Origin of the sequence: Streptococcus loxodontisalivarius, from assembly GCF_016908645.1 — a bacterium.
GTDB lineage: Bacteria > Bacillota > Bacilli > Lactobacillales > Streptococcaceae > Streptococcus > Streptococcus loxodontisalivarius.
Genome location: NZ_JAFBEH010000031.1, coordinates 1 through 15,030 on the forward strand (window position 1 = coordinate 1; position 15,030 = coordinate 15,030).

Genomic DNA, 15,030 nt, shown 5'->3' on the forward strand with positions numbered 1-15,030 from the left:
CCTTCTAGGTTACTTTTTTTGCATTTCCTAGGATATAGGACTTTTTTCGTTTTGAAAACCTGTAAACGATTTACCGAGTATTATTTTACACTAACTTGAAATTTTACTACCTAACCGTCTCAAGAGTCCAAGTCTGCCAGCCACGAAAACGAATAGCTCCCATCTGGTCTGTTCGATAAACAGTCATCTGACGCTCTTCAAAACGCTCCAGAGTTTCTTGGTGGGGATGCTGGTAGCGATTGTCCTGCCCTGCTGAAACCAGAGCCACATCAGCCGCAATAAAATCCAAAAATTCAGGACTGGATGACCCTTTTGAGCCATGGTGCCCTGCTTTTAAAATATCAACAGGCAAGTGTGCATAAGTTGTCATCAGAGCCTCTTCCCCCTCTTTTTCCAGATCGCCTGTGAATAAAAAGCGTTTGTTGAGCAGCTTACCATAGAGAACGATAGAGTCATTATTACCACCGTCACCAGTCGTCTGTGGATAAAGCACCTGCAACTGACTCCCCATGATGGATAGTGTCTGTCCTGCTGACAGAACTTTGACTGGTTTCTTAAGTTTTCTAAGCCTTGCAACAAAGTCTGGCACGGTCAAACTTCCCTGACTGACCAAAATCTCACCGACATCTATTTCTTCCAGAAAAACTTCCAGATCCCCAATATGGTCGCTATCGGTATGAGTCAGCACTAGTTGATCAATTTTCGACACACCCCGAGACTTAAGATAGGGAATGGAGGTCCGCTCAGCATTGGCATCAGTAAGCCCCTTCTGCCACTCTTCCTTCTCGCTGAAACTGACCTTGCCACCCACATCGATGAGGATGGTTTTCCCAGTCATATCTCTTAGGAAAATGCTGTCGCCCTGACCTACATCTATGACAGTCACTTCATTTTCCAGCGGATGCTTATTGCCCAAAAGACAGAGTCCCAAAAGGAGATAAAGAACTCCCTTCTTCCAGAATCGTCTGTCAGAAAGAAAACCTAAGCTCAGCAGAGCTAGGAAGGTGAGAGCAAGGCTAGACGCACCAAAGACCCAGGCACCGCCAGTCACTTTTCCCAGCAAAAGCAGACTAGACTCCAAAAGCTCAAATAGAGGATTGACAAAGTCCAGCACTAGCAAAGGTGAAAGGGCAAATGCCAAAGTCAGAAATGGTAGCAGAAAATAGTCAAAAATCAGAGAAAAAATGGCAGTCAAAGGAATTGCCAGAGGTTGAAAGGTCGCAAAGGTCCAAGTCAGAATTGGCAGAATGCCCATATTGATTGAAAGAACTTCAAGCAGCGACTTCCTCCAAGCAAGAATCCCTTCAAAATCAAGCAAGGTCAAAATAAAAGCATAAGCAAAACTCAACATGCCACCAGTAGTCATCAAAAAATAAGGCATGAATAGAAACATTAGTCCAAGACTAGCAGCAAAGTTGTCCCACTTTCTCAGTCCCAACTGAGCTAAAAGTATCTGCAAGAGGGCTCTAATAACTGAGATAGTCAGACCAGTCAGACCTGCATAGAGGATAGCAGTTGGAAGCATGAGCCAGTTAATCCAATCTAGCGTCAAACCAATTTTGACCAAGAAACGACGCCAAAGCCCCATGAAAAAAGCGACCTGCATACCCGATAGGGCAAAAAGATGAATAATCCCCAAATCAGAATAAAGGTCACTCATCTCCTCAAAAGACTTATCCAAATAACCAAACAGCAGACCCGTCATATAGTGAGACATGGGTTGTGGAAAAGTCTTTTGACTGTGGACAATAAGCTTGCGCCTCAAATCAGCCAAGCTATCCCAAAAGCCTATACCGCTTGCCTGCTTGATTGACTTAATATCCGACACCTGCAAAATAGCATAAATACCTTGAAATTTCAGATAGCGTCTGTAATCAAAACCGTGAAAATTGCGCTGCTGAGCGGGTTCTTCCAGACCAGCTTCAACCTCTAAGAGCAAGGTCTTGTCTAAATTCTTAAAAAAGGTCTGCTCTTCTTCAGTCTTAATCTGGTAGTAGGCTTGATAGGTCTGCCCTGCTGACCTAGCTCTGAAAGACAGTCTGTCTCCATTGACAGAGATGCTATCAGCTATCATCTGAACCTGTGTCACTTCCTCGGGTAAGTCTTTTTCCTTGTTTTTAGCGCAGCTATTGACCCCAAAAAGATAGAGTGAAAAGACTAACAAAATAGCAAGCGTCTTAAACGATCTCTGCCAGCTGTATTGTCTCAGAATCGCCAGTAGGCTAAAAAGAAAGAGTCCCAGCGTCCAGACATTCCAAGAGAAGATGAGAAAGGACACTAGGACTGCTAAATAGGCTAGATAGATGGGTTTTATAGGGAGAAAATCAGTCAACTGTAACCTCTTCCTTGAGCTTTTCCAGAGTCTTCTCGCCGATACCTGAGACATTTGTCAACTCATCAACAGACTTAAAACCACCATTGCTATCACGATAGTCGATGATATCCTGCGCTCTTTTTTCGCCAATTCCAGAGATGGTTTGAAGGTCAGTCAAGCTTGCCGAATTCAGATTGATTTTATCAGATGAGGCTGAACTCGAAGCTCCTGTCGCTTGAGAAGATGAGGCTGCCACCACTTCTCCCTGTTTGGCAATGACAATCACATCTTCGTCCTTGAGTTTTTGAGCCAGATTGACCGACTTTCGATCTGCCTCAGCAGTCATTCCTCCTGCCATCTTGACCAAATCCATCACACGACTTTCAGGCTCAAGCTCGTAGACTCCCTCATTTGCCACGGCTCCCTTGATATCTACATAAATCGTCGATTGTTCTTGGGAAATAGCGGAGCTATCAGATGACTCCAGACTTTGACTAGAGATAGCAAGCTCAGGCAGACTGTCTACCTCCTTAGGCGCAGCAGATTTCCACATGAAAATCCCCAGAACAAGGACCAAAACCAGTCCCAAAGCAAGATAAACCTTGTAAGTCTTCACTTTATCTAAGATGTCTTCTAGCATAAACTCCTCCTCAATAATATTATTCGAAGAAATTGCTAAAACAGAAAAAAATCATGGACAAAATATCTGTGACCATACAAAAAGAACTGACCAAAGCCAGTTCTCAACAAAATATTAATCTTTTCTATGTTTTTCTGGATTCCAGACAAAGCTTGCCACGTAGCTGAAAATCATGGTCAAAAGAACCAGGATAATCGCAACAAGCATGAGTGGAATACGATAAATATAAGTCAGAAGACTGACCTTCTTAGCACTTGCTTGGTAGACTTTACTCTCCTCATCCAGTCGGTCAAATTCTGCCTGAATACGACGAGCTACTTCTTCGATTCCCTCATCATTCATACGCTTGATATCAGAAATATCGATAGGATTTCCGAAGTTCATATCCACACGCTGTCCTTTAACCAAATCCCCTAACTTCATTGGTCCAAGGTAGGTTGTCGGCATGATACGTACCTTAGCCATCTTAGCAATGACTGCTACACCGCCCTTAACATCTGTCGAATGACGGCTACCGCTTGGGAACATAATCAGAGAACGGTGACCTTTTTTGAGGATATTAACAGGGTACTTGATGGCCGCCTGACCAGGATTATCACGGTCAATCGGAAAGGCGCCACACATACGAATCCACCAGCCAAAAATACGGTTGCTAAACAATTCTTTCTTGGCCATAAAGATAAACTGCTTAGGACGAGCCGCAAAAGCCATGAAAACGGGATCCCAGAAGGTTCTATGAGGTGCAACCAAAATATAATTTTCCTCTGAATCAGGAATATTTTCCTTATGATGATAGTGAGTATTACCATTGAAAACCCAAATCAGGAAAACAACGATACTACGTAAATAGGCATAAAACATGCTTGACTCCTTAAAAACGTGAAAATTTGGAACAAGTCCACTCCCTAACATTATACCGAATTTCAGGACACTTGCAAAGACGAAAGGCAGATAGGTAAAGAGAGATTAGAAAAAATTATTTCTCCCATTCCATTTCTTTCCCCTTATGGAAATAGCTGAGCTTCAAAACCTTGATACATCACTAAAAATCAGAATCAGGCTAGAATTCTTAAATTGACTTTTATTTTCCAAAAATTTACGATATAATAACAGTATTGTTAGTACTTTAGGATTAAAAGAAATATTAGGACCATGAAAAATAGAAATCTCTATAGCATAATCAACGGTGTTTTGCTTGTCTTGATTCTTATCACCATAGGACTCATCGGCTTTACACTCTACAAACCAAGCCAAAAAGCAAGTCAAAGTGACAAAGTTAAAATGAGTCAGACAGACAAGACTGAAGAAGACTCGTCCGAATCATCTGAGACCAGTGAAAGTAGCAGCGAAAGCATTAACCCTTCTCAGCTTATGCCTGGAACCAATCACAACTACCATGCTGATAGTTATGCTTATTCTACCAGCGAAATCAGATCTTATATGGATGGAACAGCAACTACAGATCAAAAAATCGTCTTTTTGACCTTCGATGATGGACCAGATACTGTTATCACTCCTCAAATTCTTGATGTTCTTGCTCAATATCAGGTCCCTGCTACCTTTTTCTTGGTAGGAAATAATGTCACAGATGAGACTAAATCAATCATCGAAAGGCAGATTTCGGAAGGTCATGCCATTGCAGCTCACAGTATGAGCCACAATTTCAACCTGCTCTATCCAAACCGCGTTGGAAATACAGATCAGATTGTCTATGAGGCGACCCAGACGCAGGCTGTTTTAAAAACCTATCTTGGTGACGATTTCCAGACAAATGTCTTCCGCTATCCTGGTGGTCACATGTCTTGGACAGGCTTGGAAAATGCTGACGCTAGTCTTGCCAATCTTGGTATCTCTTGGATGGATTGGAATACTCTAGCTGGAGACGCAGAGCCTCTCTCAAAAAGACCAACTACTTCTGAGGCTATGATGCAGTATATCCAGTCATCAACTCAGTACTTCCATGACACACCAATCAAGGTTCTCTTGATGCACGATATTGTTGGAAAAGAGCTGACGCTTCAAACTTTACCACAGATTATCCAGTACTACAAAGATCAAGGTTATACCTTCGGTGTCTTAGAATAACAAGTAAAAATAGTTTCTTCTATAGGAAAATAGGATTGATTTTCTCAGAGAAGGGCTGTTTTTTTGTTATAATAGAAGACATGACACATGAACTTTTAAAAGAGGGAGAGCGTATCGACCAGCTCTTCTCAACAGATGTAAAAATTATTCAAAATAAGGAAGTTTTTAGCTACTCTATCGACAGCGTTCTCCTATCACGATTTCCAAAAATTCCTAAGAAGGGGCTGATTGTTGACCTCTGCTCAGGTAATGGAGCTGTAGGACTCTTTGCCTCTACACAGACCGAAGCTCCTATTAAACTGATTGAATTGCAAGAGAGACTAGCTGAGATGGCTGAGCGTTCTATTCAGCTCAATCACTTGGAAGACCAAGTTACCATGATTAACGATGACCTGAAAAATCTACTCAATCATGTTCCTCGTTCCCAAGTTGATCTCATGCTCTGCAATCCTCCCTACTTCAAGTCTACCGAGACTTCTAAAAAGAATCTGTCCCAGCATTATTTACTAGCGCGACACGAAATCACAACCAATCTGGAAGAAATCTGTCAGGTCGCACGCCATGCCCTCAAATCCAATGGTCGCTTGGCTATGGTCCACCGACCTGACCGTTTCCTAGACATCATAGACACCATGCGCAACTACAACCTCGCTCCCAAGCGTATCCAATTTGTCTATCCCAAGGCTGGCAAGGAGGCTAATATGCTGCTGATTGAGGCTATCAAGGACGGCTCGACCGACGGCATGAAGATTCTACCGCCACTTTTTGTCCATAAGGACAACGGCGACTACACCGATGAGATTTTTGAGATTTATTTTGGAAAAAATGGCAGAGCATAAACAGAAAAAGGAAGAAAAAGACAGCAAAAAAGCCTACATGTACGTGGTGGCCTGTGCAGACGGCAGCCTCTACACAGGCTACACAACTGATGTTGAGCGACGCATCAAAAACCACAATGCAGGCAGAGGTGCCAAATATACCAAGACCAGACTCCCCGTCAAACTCCTCTACTGGGAAGAACACGACAGCAAGTCAGCTGCCATGAGTGCCGAAAGCTACTTTAAGCGGAAAAAAAGACAGGCAAAGTTGGATTATATAGCGGAACATAAGACTAATCTTTCAGACTGAAAGGTTAGTTTTTTTATCAAAAAAAGACCCAACCTAAGTTGAGTCTCATTCTGATATATCCTATAATGAATTAAAGGAGTCTTATACCATTATTTATCGCCTTTGTTACGGATGACAAAGCCGTTTTTCTTTTCGCTTGATGTGCGGTGTGGGCGTTTGTTATCCTTGTTTTGGAAGTCTTTTTTATTTTTGTTTGATGTGCGTTTGAAATCGCGGCGTCCCCCGTCACGATCATCACGGTCACGACGGCGATCTCCACGGCGACGATCATTGTCACGACCACCACGGTTGCGGTCACGATTACCACGGCCACCTTTACCTTTGCCACCAAAGCCTCCGCCTGATGGTTTGAATGGAAGTGGTTTCTCACGTGCAATCTCAACTTCTGGCATTGTATCTGGATCTTGAACAGTCAAGCTGAGAATGTAAAGAGCAAGCTCTTCTGGTGTGAATTCTTGAGCCAATTTAACAGCATCGCCTTTGAACTTATCAAAGTTAGCACGAATCGTTTCGTCAGCAAAGTCACGCTCAATCTTTTTAAGTGCAACTTTTTTCTTAGCTTGGAAAGCCTCTTCTGCTGTCGCAGGTTTAAGACCTTTCATGCGTTTTTTAGTCAAGTTTTCAATAATAGCCAAGTAACCCATTTCGTTTGGTGAAACGAAAGTGATTGACTGACCTGACTTACCAGCACGACCAGTACGTCCAATACGGTGAACATAGCTTTCTGGATCTTGTGGAATATCGTAGTTATAAACGTGAGTAACGCCTGAAATATCAAGACCACGCGCCGCAACATCAGTTGCTACAAGAATATCAATTTGATCGTTCTTGAAGTCACGGATGACACGAAGACGTTTATTTTGATCCAAATCTCCGTGGATACCTTCTGCACGGAAACCACGTAATTTAAGACCACGTGTCAACTCGTCAACACGGCGTTTTGTACGACCGAATACGATTGACAATTCTGGCTGATCAACGTCCATAAGACGTGTCATGGTATCAAATTTTTCTTGTTCTTTAACACGAATGTAGTATTGGTCAACATTAACGTTGGTCAATTCTTTAGCTTCAATTTTAACATGCTCAGGATCTTTCATAAATTTAACACCAATACGTTTGATAGCATCTGGCATTGTTGCTGAGAAGAGAAGCGTTTGACGCTCTTCTGGAACACGTGAAATGATAGCCTCGATATCTTCAAGGAAGCCCATGTTAAGCATTTCATCAGCTTCATCCAAGATAAGTGTTTCAACATCTTGCAATTTCAAAGCTTTGCGTTTAATCAAGTCCAAAAGACGACCTGGTGTCCCAACAACAATGTGGGCACCTGAGCGAAGAGCCTTGATTTGTTTTTCAATAGATGAACCACCGTAAACAGAGCGAACTTTAACACCCTTATCACGTCCAAAACGGAAGAGTTCCTCTTGAGACTGCACAGCCAACTCACGTGTTGGTGCAATCACAAGAGCTTGAACGACATTACGTTCTGTATCAATTTTATCAAGCGTTGGCAAACCAAAGGCTGCAGTTTTACCAGTACCAGTTTGCGCTTGACCGATAACATCCTTACCCTCAAGGGCTAGAGGAATTGTCAACTCCTGAATTGGAGAAGGTTTTTCAAAACCAGCAGCAAGGACTGCTGATTGGATGGCATCGGATAGGTTTAATTCTGTAAATTTCAATTGTTTCTTCTTTCTAAAAGGCAGTGCGAAGCTGCCCTATTATAAATGATGCAAAGGGCGGTAAGAAAGGCGTATGAAAATAGGAAATCTGACGAAGACGCTTGCGTCTAGGAAGATTTCTCTTTTTCACTAGCCTTTTAGCCCGTGTTCGAATAAAATGATACAAAGCCCATAGAATACAAAGAAAATAGAGAAACAACGGCGTGTACTTGCACACAAGGTAGTTCATCTTTTTACATACAGTATTCAGGGCGTGTTCAAATATCTTTTTCAATCTGTCATACTAGTGTTTTGACAACCTATCCATTATAACACAATAAAAAATAAATAGTCGGAATTTGACTTTTTTTGATAAAAAGAAAAGCAAAGGTAGTCCCTTTACTTTTTCAATTATTACTTCAAAACTGCCGCTGCCAAGGCACGCTGAATATCAACAACATTACGGTCACTCTTAAATTGAAGCACTTCTGCTGGTTCAAGAGCAGATGAAATCCAAATTTTCAATTCTGCATCTAGGTCAAAATGCCCTGCTGTTTCCACCGTGAAACGAGAGATAGAGCCATAAGGAATTGACTTATAAGACGTTTTCTTGCCAGTCACACCTTGAATATCTACCAAAATCAAACGCTTTTCAGTAAAGACAACCAAATCTCTTACCAAAGAATAAGCCAAGGTAACCTGCTCACCAGGAATCAAAATATCCTCCAGCTGACGCTCTACCTTATCATTATCTTTCTGCGAAGCATTTCCAATTAAACCTGAAAAAATACCCATGTTGAGGTCCTCCAATCTTTTTTACACTATAACAAATATCTCAAGCAACTGCAATTAAAAAGAGTAAAAGCGCTTGCAATGATTAGTTTGATATATTATAATAATAAGGTCACAAGAGGAGCTTTTGCTGAGAATGGGAATCCTAAACTCTTATCACCTGATCAGGTTAGTACCTGCGTAGGGATGTGAATCATCACAAAAATCAACTCCTGATTTCTTTCGATGTTTTGATTGTGGCAGATTAAACAAATGCCTGCAATCATCGATTGAGGCTAGGAGGCTTTTTTATGAAAAAAACAAATATTCGTATGCTTGCCGAAGTGGCGCTCTTTGCTACTCTGGCTTATATCTTAGATGTCTTTACCCAACCCATGCAGATTGGACCTTGGATTTCCTTTTCTTTTAAAATGGTGCCCATCTTCATCGTGACCTTTCGCTGGGGTACAAAGGCAGGTATGCTCTCAGGATTCATCTGGGGACTCCTTCAAATCGTGACTGGTCAAGCTGCTGGTGGCTTCCTCAATGTCTTTCAGGGTTTTCTAGAGTACTTTGTTGCCTTCGCCCTTATCGGAGTCGGAGGGATTGTCAAACCAGCCATTGATAAAGCAAGATCTAAGAAACAAAATGTCAGATTACTCCTTACTTCTATGTTAGGAATTATCATTGGGACACTCTCTCGTTACGTCATTCACTTTATTGCTGGTATTATCTTCTGGGGTTCTTACGCTCCAAAAGGTCAGAGTGCCATCTACTACTCTTTCTATATTAACGGTTTCTCTTGGTTGGGCGAAACCCTTGCCTGCATTCTTGTCATCTGGGCATTATCACCATTCATGTACAGACTTTTAAATACTAAACAGTCCTAAAATCAAAAAAGAGCCTGAGAATTTATCTCAAGCTCTTTTTGATTATCTAGTCAATGGCAATATAACGGCGAATTCCTGCATAGCTCTTATAAGAAATCCATTGGTGACCATCTGCTTGGAGGGTTTGATCATAGAAAATCTTTTCTCCAGCTTGGAAGGTAAACTCTGTTTCCGCACTTAGTTTAGCCTGACTTTTGACTTCAACTGTTTTTGTAAATTGATAAGTACCTGAGGCTGCAAGTTTCTTACTATCACTAGATGACACAGCATCTTTTTGAGGGACGGTTACTGTAGAATTAGTCAATTTTGTGAATGGAAGATAGCGGCGAGTTCCTGAATAACTTGTATAAGAGAGCCATTGGTAGCCATCTGCTTCAACAAGCTTATCGTAGTTAATCTCACTACCCTTTTTAAGAACAAATTGATCTTCAGCTGTCAACTTAGCCTCATTTTTGACTGCAGTATCAGCTGTTAGAACATATTTACCGCTAGTAGTTTCTTGCTTAGCTGGTTCTTGTTGGCTTGTTTTTTCAGGTCCTGCGGTGAATTTAGCTGTGCTAACACCAACCATATTACCTGAATTTTCCACATAGTAAAGGTGAACATTGTAGTCGCCTTTTTCATTGTTATGATTTTTGAATGCCAGACTCGCTTTGTAAGTACCATTACCTTGATTTTGGGCTGTGTACCAAATCAAATCATCCTGATCGCCTTTTTCTGTCCAGACAGGTAGTTTGACTTCTGCTACGCCATTGGCATCTGAAATACCTGATACAATGATGTCAAATCCAGTTTCAGTTTGATTGGCGAAGCTAATGGTACCAGTTACTGGCGCTACCTCTGCCTTTTTAAGTACTGTTTGACTTGTCGCCACACCTCTGAGGTTGCCATCATTTTCTAGATAGTAAAGGTGGATGTTGTAATCACCCAATTCATTTTTATGGTCTTTCGTATCTACATGAAGGGTATAATCACCGTTAGCCTGTTTAGCTGCTGTGTACCAGATAATGTCATCTTGATCTGCATTACTGGTCCAGACAGGTAGGCGCACTTCCTTAATACCAGCTGGATCCTTAACATCTGAGATCGTAACATCAAAGCCTTTTTCTGTTTGATTTGAAACAGTTAATTTACCAGTAACTTGCTCAGTCTTTGTTTCCTTTTGAAGCGCAAGCTGTCCAGTTGTCACACCTTTCAAATTACCACTAGTAGTCACATAGTAAAGATGGACATTATAATCACCGAGCTCATTCTTATGATCTTTCGTATCTACACGAACAGTGTAGTCACCGTTATCCTGCTTAGCTGCTGTGTACCAAACGATATCATCTTGGTCAGCATTGCTTGTCCAAACAGGTACACGTACTTCTTTGACACCTTCTGGATCTTGAACATTCGTGATTGTAATATTGAAGCCAGTTTCTGATTGGTTTGAAAATTCAAGTTGACCACTTGTAGCTTGACTAACCTCTTTTAAGCTAGTTTGTGTGCTAGCTACGCCAACAAGACTTCCATCATTTTGAACATAATAGAGATGAACAGTATAATCACCAAGTTCATTTTTATGATCTTTGATATCCACTAGAGCCTTATAGCTACCATTGGCTTGTTTTTCAGCTGTGTACCAGATAATATCATCCTGATCAGCTTTATTGGTCCATACTGGCACACGCACTTCTTTAACACCATTTGGACTATAAACATCTGACACGGTAACAGTAAACCCTTGAGCAGTACTATTGTCAATCGTAAGCGTTCCTGTAACCTTTTCTTCAGCCTTATAAGTTTGAGTTTTCACAGGGCTAGTTACCAATTTCTCAACTGCCGCATATCGTCTTGTGCCACCATAACTTTCGTAAGAAACCCATTGATAGCCTTCTGATACAAGAACTTGATCGTAAAAAACTTTTTGATTTTTTTCAATATAAAATTTTGTCTGTGCATCAAAACTTGGTTGGTTTCTAACAGCAGTACGCTCTGTGAATATATATTGTCCGCTAGGAGCAAGCGTTACTTCTGGATTTTCGTATACCGTAGAAGAATCACTAGCGTTGGTTTGGCTAGTCTCTGTTGAGACCTCACTTTGACTAGTTTCAGCAACAATAGCTCGAGGAGTTTCTTCACTCGTTTCTGTTACTTGACTAGAGACATCAGGATGCGCTACATCTGTAGAATTAGTTACCTGAGTTTCTGACTGACTAACTTCGACTTGACTCTCATTTTCAATTGGAACATCTGAAACTTCTTTAGCTTCTGCTTGTGTAGAATCTTCTGTCAGATTCTGAATCTCTGACTGTTCTGAAGTCACTTGAACCTCTGAAGTCACTGCTGTAGGAGTAATATCTTGATCTGCAAAGACAGGATTTCCAGTCATAAACAAGACTGTTCCTAATAGTACAGATGCTGCACCAAATGAATATTTGCGAATTGAGTAACGTTGTTCTTGATGGTTAAAAACTGTCTTTTTCATAATCAAACCCTTCTTTCTTCTTTTCAAGAATATTGTATCCCTTTACATTTTATAAGTCAATACATTTTTGAAACATTTGTAACATTCCAGTAACAAATGTAATCCGATAGAAATCACTGGAGTTTTACCTCCTCATAAATATTATTCGAAAAAGTAATCCCAAAAAATAAAAAACTTTACCAGATTTTTCTGATAAAGTTTTAGTTTATTGATTACATCTTCTCTTCTAGTTCTACATCTGGGTACTTGTCTGCAAACCAGCGGAGGGCAAAGTCATTTTCAAAGAGGAAGACTGGTTGGTCGAAGCGGTCACGTGCCAAGATATTTCGGCTTGAACTCATGCGCTCATCCAAGTCTTCTGGTTTGATCCAGCGAACAGTCTTTTTACCCATTGGTGTCATCACGACTTCTGCATTATACTCGCCTTCCATACGGTGTTTGAAGACTTCAAATTGCAGTTGACCAACAGCTCCAAGCATGTACTCACCAGTCTGATAGTTTTTATAGAGCTGGATAGCTCCTTCTTGAACCAACTGCTCAATGCCTTTGTGGAATGATTTTTGCTTCATGACATTTTTAGCAGAAACTTTCATGAAGATTTCTGGTGTAAAGGTTGGTAGTGGTTCAAATTCAAACTTATTCTTACCGACAGTCAAGGTATCACCAACCTGGTAGGTACCAGTATCGTAAACCCCGATGATGTCACCTGCGACAGCATTTTCCACATTTTCACGAGATTCAGCCATGAACTGAGTAACGTTTGATAGCTTAGCTCCCTTACCTGTGCGAGTCAAGTTGACTGACATACCACGTTCAAATTCGCCTGAAACGATACGAACAAAGGCGATGCGGTCACGGTGTCGAGGGTCCATATTGGCTTGGATTTTAAAGACAAATCCTGAGAAGTCCTTGTTAAGCGGATCAATAACTTCATCACTCGTCGTCTTGTGACCGTGTGGTTCTGGTGCAAATTCAAGGAAGGTGTCAAGGAAGGTCTGCACCCCAAAGTTAGTCAAAGCTGAGCCAAAGAAAACAGGTGTCAAGTCGCCTGCCAAGATAGCCTCTTCTGAGAAATCATTACCAGCCTCAGTCAGAAGTTCAATATCTTCCTTAGCCTGTTCATAGAAAGGATTACTTGCGAAAAGCCCGTCGCCTTCTTCAATAGTCGCAAAGCGTTCATCACCTTTGTAGAGCTCAAGACGCTCATTGTGAAGATCATAAAGACCCTCGAAGGCTTTACCCATACCGATTGGCCAGTTCATCGGATAAGAAGCAATACCCAGCACTTCTTCCAATTCTTCCAAGAGATCAAGCGGTTCACGACCATCACGGTCAAGTTTGTTGATAAAGGTAAAAACAGGGATGTTACGGTGTTTGACAACTTCAAAAAGTTTTTTAGTCTGAGCCTCGATACCTTTGGCAGAGTCAACAACCATGACAGCCGCATCCACCGCCATCAAGGTACGATAGGTATCTTCTGAGAAGTCCTCGTGCCCTGGTGTATCAAGGATATTGACACGTTTACCGGCATAGTCAAACTGCATAACAGATGAGGTTACTGAGATACCACGTTGCTTCTCAATATCCATCCAGTCAGACTTGGCAAAGTTACCAGTCTTTTTACCTTTAACGGTACCAGCTTCACGGATTTCACCCCCAAAGTAAAGCAATTGCTCAGTAATAGTTGTCTTACCAGCATCCGGGTGAGAGATGATGGCAAAAGTACGGCGTTTTTTAATTTCGTCTTGGATACTCATATGGTCACTTTCTTTTTTCTTTATGAATAATAGCAGAGCTTTTTAAATGATATAGAATTAGATTGGTAGCTCCTCTGATTTTTAGAAGGCAGTAAAATAAAAGAGCTGCTTTCTAGCAACTCTCTTATTATAACGAAAAATAAGGACTAATTCAAATACTTCTACTAGATTTCAAGCTCTGACTGTGAATGAAGTTCATCTTTCTCTTCAGCAAAATAATTAAAGAGCAGAGGCGTTGCCATGAGAACACTTGCCTCATAATCTTCAACCATGGCAAACAAGAAACAAAGAAGCATCAAACAGGCAGGATAGAGATTGACAACTTTATTTTTCAACTGCATAAACATCAAAATAGGATACAGAAGATAGAGAAGGAGTCCATTTTTCAACAAGGTATCAATGTAAAAATTCTCATTGTAAACCATGGTCTGTCCATAATAAAGTGGCGGATAATCATTTGGCCAAAGATGGAAACCGTAAGCCTGTATGTAATTATAGGCATTGAGCAAGCGGTTTGAAAAAAGGGTATTGAGGTTTTGATAAAAATCTGAATTTTCCTTGTAGCTATAAGATAAAAAGATACCTAATAGATAAAGTAAGACAATACCCAACCAAAGGAGGATTCCTTTGATCTGATACTTAGTCAGTCTCTCCTTAAAGGCACCAACTAGTAGGACCAAAAGAGATGCCAGAAAGCCAAGACGAGAATCTGTAGCCGCAAAGACTAGCAAGGAAATGCCTAAACAAACCAGATAGGTCAACTTGGAAACATTCTTTTGACCAATCATCAAAAAATAATCAATAAACAGGACAACCAGATACATACCAAGTGAATTGGGATGTCCAAATCCGAAAGAATGTCGAACCTTATCTCCTCGCTGCATCAAGAAATCTTGGAAAAACCCAAAATCAAACAAGCCTAATACAGATAAAGCCAGAAGTAATCTTGTTAAAAAGACAGTCTTCAAAAACTGTTTATCTTTCTTATCCACTGCTACCGATAAAAAGAAGAAGGATAAGACAGAAAAAGTTGATAAGGAATCTCTCGTATAGAAATGAACAGGGAGAACAGAAACATAAGCTACCGCTGCAAAAATTGCAAAAACTGTTTCCCAAGTCCATCCCCTCCTGAAAGTATTCCAAGCGAGTATCAAACTACTCAATCCTATCGATAGGATGAAATAGATACTGACACTATCTTGCGGAAAATACCTTTTCAAAAAATAGACAGCAAAGGCAAATAGAAAAACAAAGCGATAGGCTATAAAATACCAATTGATCTGTTTAAGCTTTTCTATCCGAAACGTCTCT

The 15,030-nt window shown here is 40.9% G+C and carries 12 protein-coding genes and 1 riboswitch; of the genes, 4 read left to right on the plus strand and 8 right to left on the minus strand.

Features of this window, described 5'->3' with window-relative positions; all coding sequences use genetic code 11:
- Positions 1 to 106 precede the first annotated feature (106 nt).
- The 3 genes from JOC28_RS07250 to JOC28_RS07260 all read right to left on the minus strand — a co-directional run bounded on the left by JOC28_RS07250 (position 107) and on the right by JOC28_RS07260 (position 3,815).
- On the minus strand, positions 107 to 2,332 hold the full coding sequence (locus JOC28_RS07250) for a DNA internalization-related competence protein ComEC/Rec2 (protein WP_205010032.1): 2,226 nt from the start codon (positions 2,330 to 2,332) through the stop codon (positions 107 to 109).
- Positions 2,325 to 2,954 (minus strand): helix-hairpin-helix domain-containing protein, encoded by a 630-nt coding sequence (locus JOC28_RS07255; protein WP_205010033.1) that lies wholly within the window; start codon positions 2,952 to 2,954, stop codon positions 2,325 to 2,327. The genes JOC28_RS07250 and JOC28_RS07255 overlap by 8 nt, the downstream gene beginning before the upstream one ends.
- Before the next feature lie 114 nt (positions 2,955 to 3,068).
- Positions 3,069 to 3,815, minus strand: a complete 747-nt coding sequence (locus JOC28_RS07260; RefSeq protein ID WP_205010034.1) for a lysophospholipid acyltransferase family protein — start codon at positions 3,813 to 3,815, stop codon at positions 3,069 to 3,071.
- Between the two features lie 291 nt (positions 3,816 to 4,106).
- Between JOC28_RS07260 and JOC28_RS07265 the strand changes: the two genes are divergently transcribed.
- The 3 genes from JOC28_RS07265 (at position 4,107) to JOC28_RS07275 (ending at position 6,167) form a co-directional block, all read left to right on the plus strand.
- Entirely contained in the window at positions 4,107 to 5,039 is a 933-nt protein-coding gene (locus tag JOC28_RS07265; RefSeq protein ID WP_239548913.1) for a polysaccharide deacetylase family protein, read from the plus strand.
- 80 nt (positions 5,040 to 5,119) lie between these two features.
- A complete protein-coding gene (locus JOC28_RS07270; RefSeq protein WP_205010035.1) occupies positions 5,120 to 5,878 on the plus strand; it encodes a tRNA1(Val) (adenine(37)-N6)-methyltransferase in 759 nt (252 codons plus the stop codon).
- A complete protein-coding gene (locus JOC28_RS07275; RefSeq protein WP_239548914.1) occupies positions 5,865 to 6,167 on the plus strand; it encodes a GIY-YIG nuclease family protein in 303 nt (100 codons plus the stop codon). The genes JOC28_RS07270 and JOC28_RS07275 overlap by 14 nt, the downstream gene beginning before the upstream one ends.
- Before the next feature lie 89 nt (positions 6,168 to 6,256).
- Here the strand turns inward: JOC28_RS07275 and cshA are convergent, their stop codons facing one another.
- Both cshA and JOC28_RS07285 read right to left on the minus strand, forming a co-directional pair.
- Positions 6,257 to 7,852, minus strand: coding sequence for a degradosome RNA helicase CshA (gene cshA, locus JOC28_RS07280; protein ID WP_205010037.1), 1,596 nt, complete (start codon positions 7,850 to 7,852; stop codon positions 6,257 to 6,259).
- Between the two features lie 393 nt (positions 7,853 to 8,245).
- Positions 8,246 to 8,626 (minus strand): PH domain-containing protein, encoded by a 381-nt coding sequence (locus tag JOC28_RS07285; RefSeq protein ID WP_205010038.1) that lies wholly within the window; start codon positions 8,624 to 8,626, stop codon positions 8,246 to 8,248.
- A 104-nt stretch (positions 8,627 to 8,730) separates the two neighbouring features.
- Positions 8,731 to 8,827: riboswitch (TPP riboswitch) on the plus strand.
- 86 nt (positions 8,828 to 8,913) lie between these two features.
- On the opposite strand from JOC28_RS07285, the gene thiT reads away from it, so the two are divergent.
- A complete protein-coding gene (gene thiT, locus JOC28_RS07290; RefSeq protein ID WP_205010039.1) occupies positions 8,914 to 9,492 on the plus strand; it encodes an energy-coupled thiamine transporter ThiT in 579 nt (192 codons plus the stop codon).
- Between the two features lie 46 nt (positions 9,493 to 9,538).
- Here the strand turns inward: thiT and JOC28_RS07295 are convergent, their stop codons facing one another.
- From JOC28_RS07295 to JOC28_RS07305, 3 genes are all read right to left on the minus strand, one after another.
- Entirely contained in the window at positions 9,539 to 11,962 is a 2,424-nt protein-coding gene (locus JOC28_RS07295) for a GBS Bsp-like repeat-containing protein (RefSeq protein WP_205010040.1), read from the minus strand.
- Between the two features lie 212 nt (positions 11,963 to 12,174).
- Entirely contained in the window at positions 12,175 to 13,719 is a 1,545-nt protein-coding gene (locus tag JOC28_RS07300; RefSeq protein WP_205010041.1) for a peptide chain release factor 3, read from the minus strand.
- Between the two features lie 164 nt (positions 13,720 to 13,883).
- Complete coding sequence (locus JOC28_RS07305; RefSeq protein WP_205010042.1) at positions 13,884 to 14,711, minus strand: O-antigen ligase family protein; 828 nt, start codon at positions 14,709 to 14,711, stop codon at positions 13,884 to 13,886.
- Positions 14,712 to 15,030 lie beyond the last annotated feature (319 nt).

Excerpts from the sequence above, each read along its gene's own strand:
- JOC28_RS07300 (WP_205010041.1), bottom strand. The coding sequence starts at position 13,719 with ATGAGTATCCAAGACGAAATTAAAAAACGCCGTACTTTTGCCATCATC.
- JOC28_RS07285 (WP_205010038.1), bottom strand. The coding sequence starts at position 8,626 with ATGGGTATTTTTTCAGGTTTAATTGGAAATGCTTCGCAGAAAGATAAT.
- JOC28_RS07260 (WP_205010034.1), bottom strand. The coding sequence starts at position 3,815 with ATGTTTTATGCCTATTTACGTAGTATCGTTGTTTTCCTGATTTGGGTT.
- JOC28_RS07265 (WP_239548913.1), top strand. The coding sequence starts at position 4,107 with ATGAAAAATAGAAATCTCTATAGCATAATCAACGGTGTTTTGCTTGTC.
- JOC28_RS07270 (WP_205010035.1), top strand. The coding sequence starts at position 5,120 with ATGACACATGAACTTTTAAAAGAGGGAGAGCGTATCGACCAGCTCTTC.
- JOC28_RS07255 (WP_205010033.1), bottom strand. The coding sequence starts at position 2,954 with ATGCTAGAAGACATCTTAGATAAAGTGAAGACTTACAAGGTTTATCTT.
- JOC28_RS07295 (WP_205010040.1), bottom strand. The coding sequence starts at position 11,962 with ATGAAAAAGACAGTTTTTAACCATCAAGAACAACGTTACTCAATTCGC.
- thiT (WP_205010039.1), top strand. The coding sequence starts at position 8,914 with ATGAAAAAAACAAATATTCGTATGCTTGCCGAAGTGGCGCTCTTTGCT.
- JOC28_RS07275 (WP_239548914.1), top strand. The coding sequence starts at position 5,865 with ATGGCAGAGCATAAACAGAAAAAGGAAGAAAAAGACAGCAAAAAAGCC.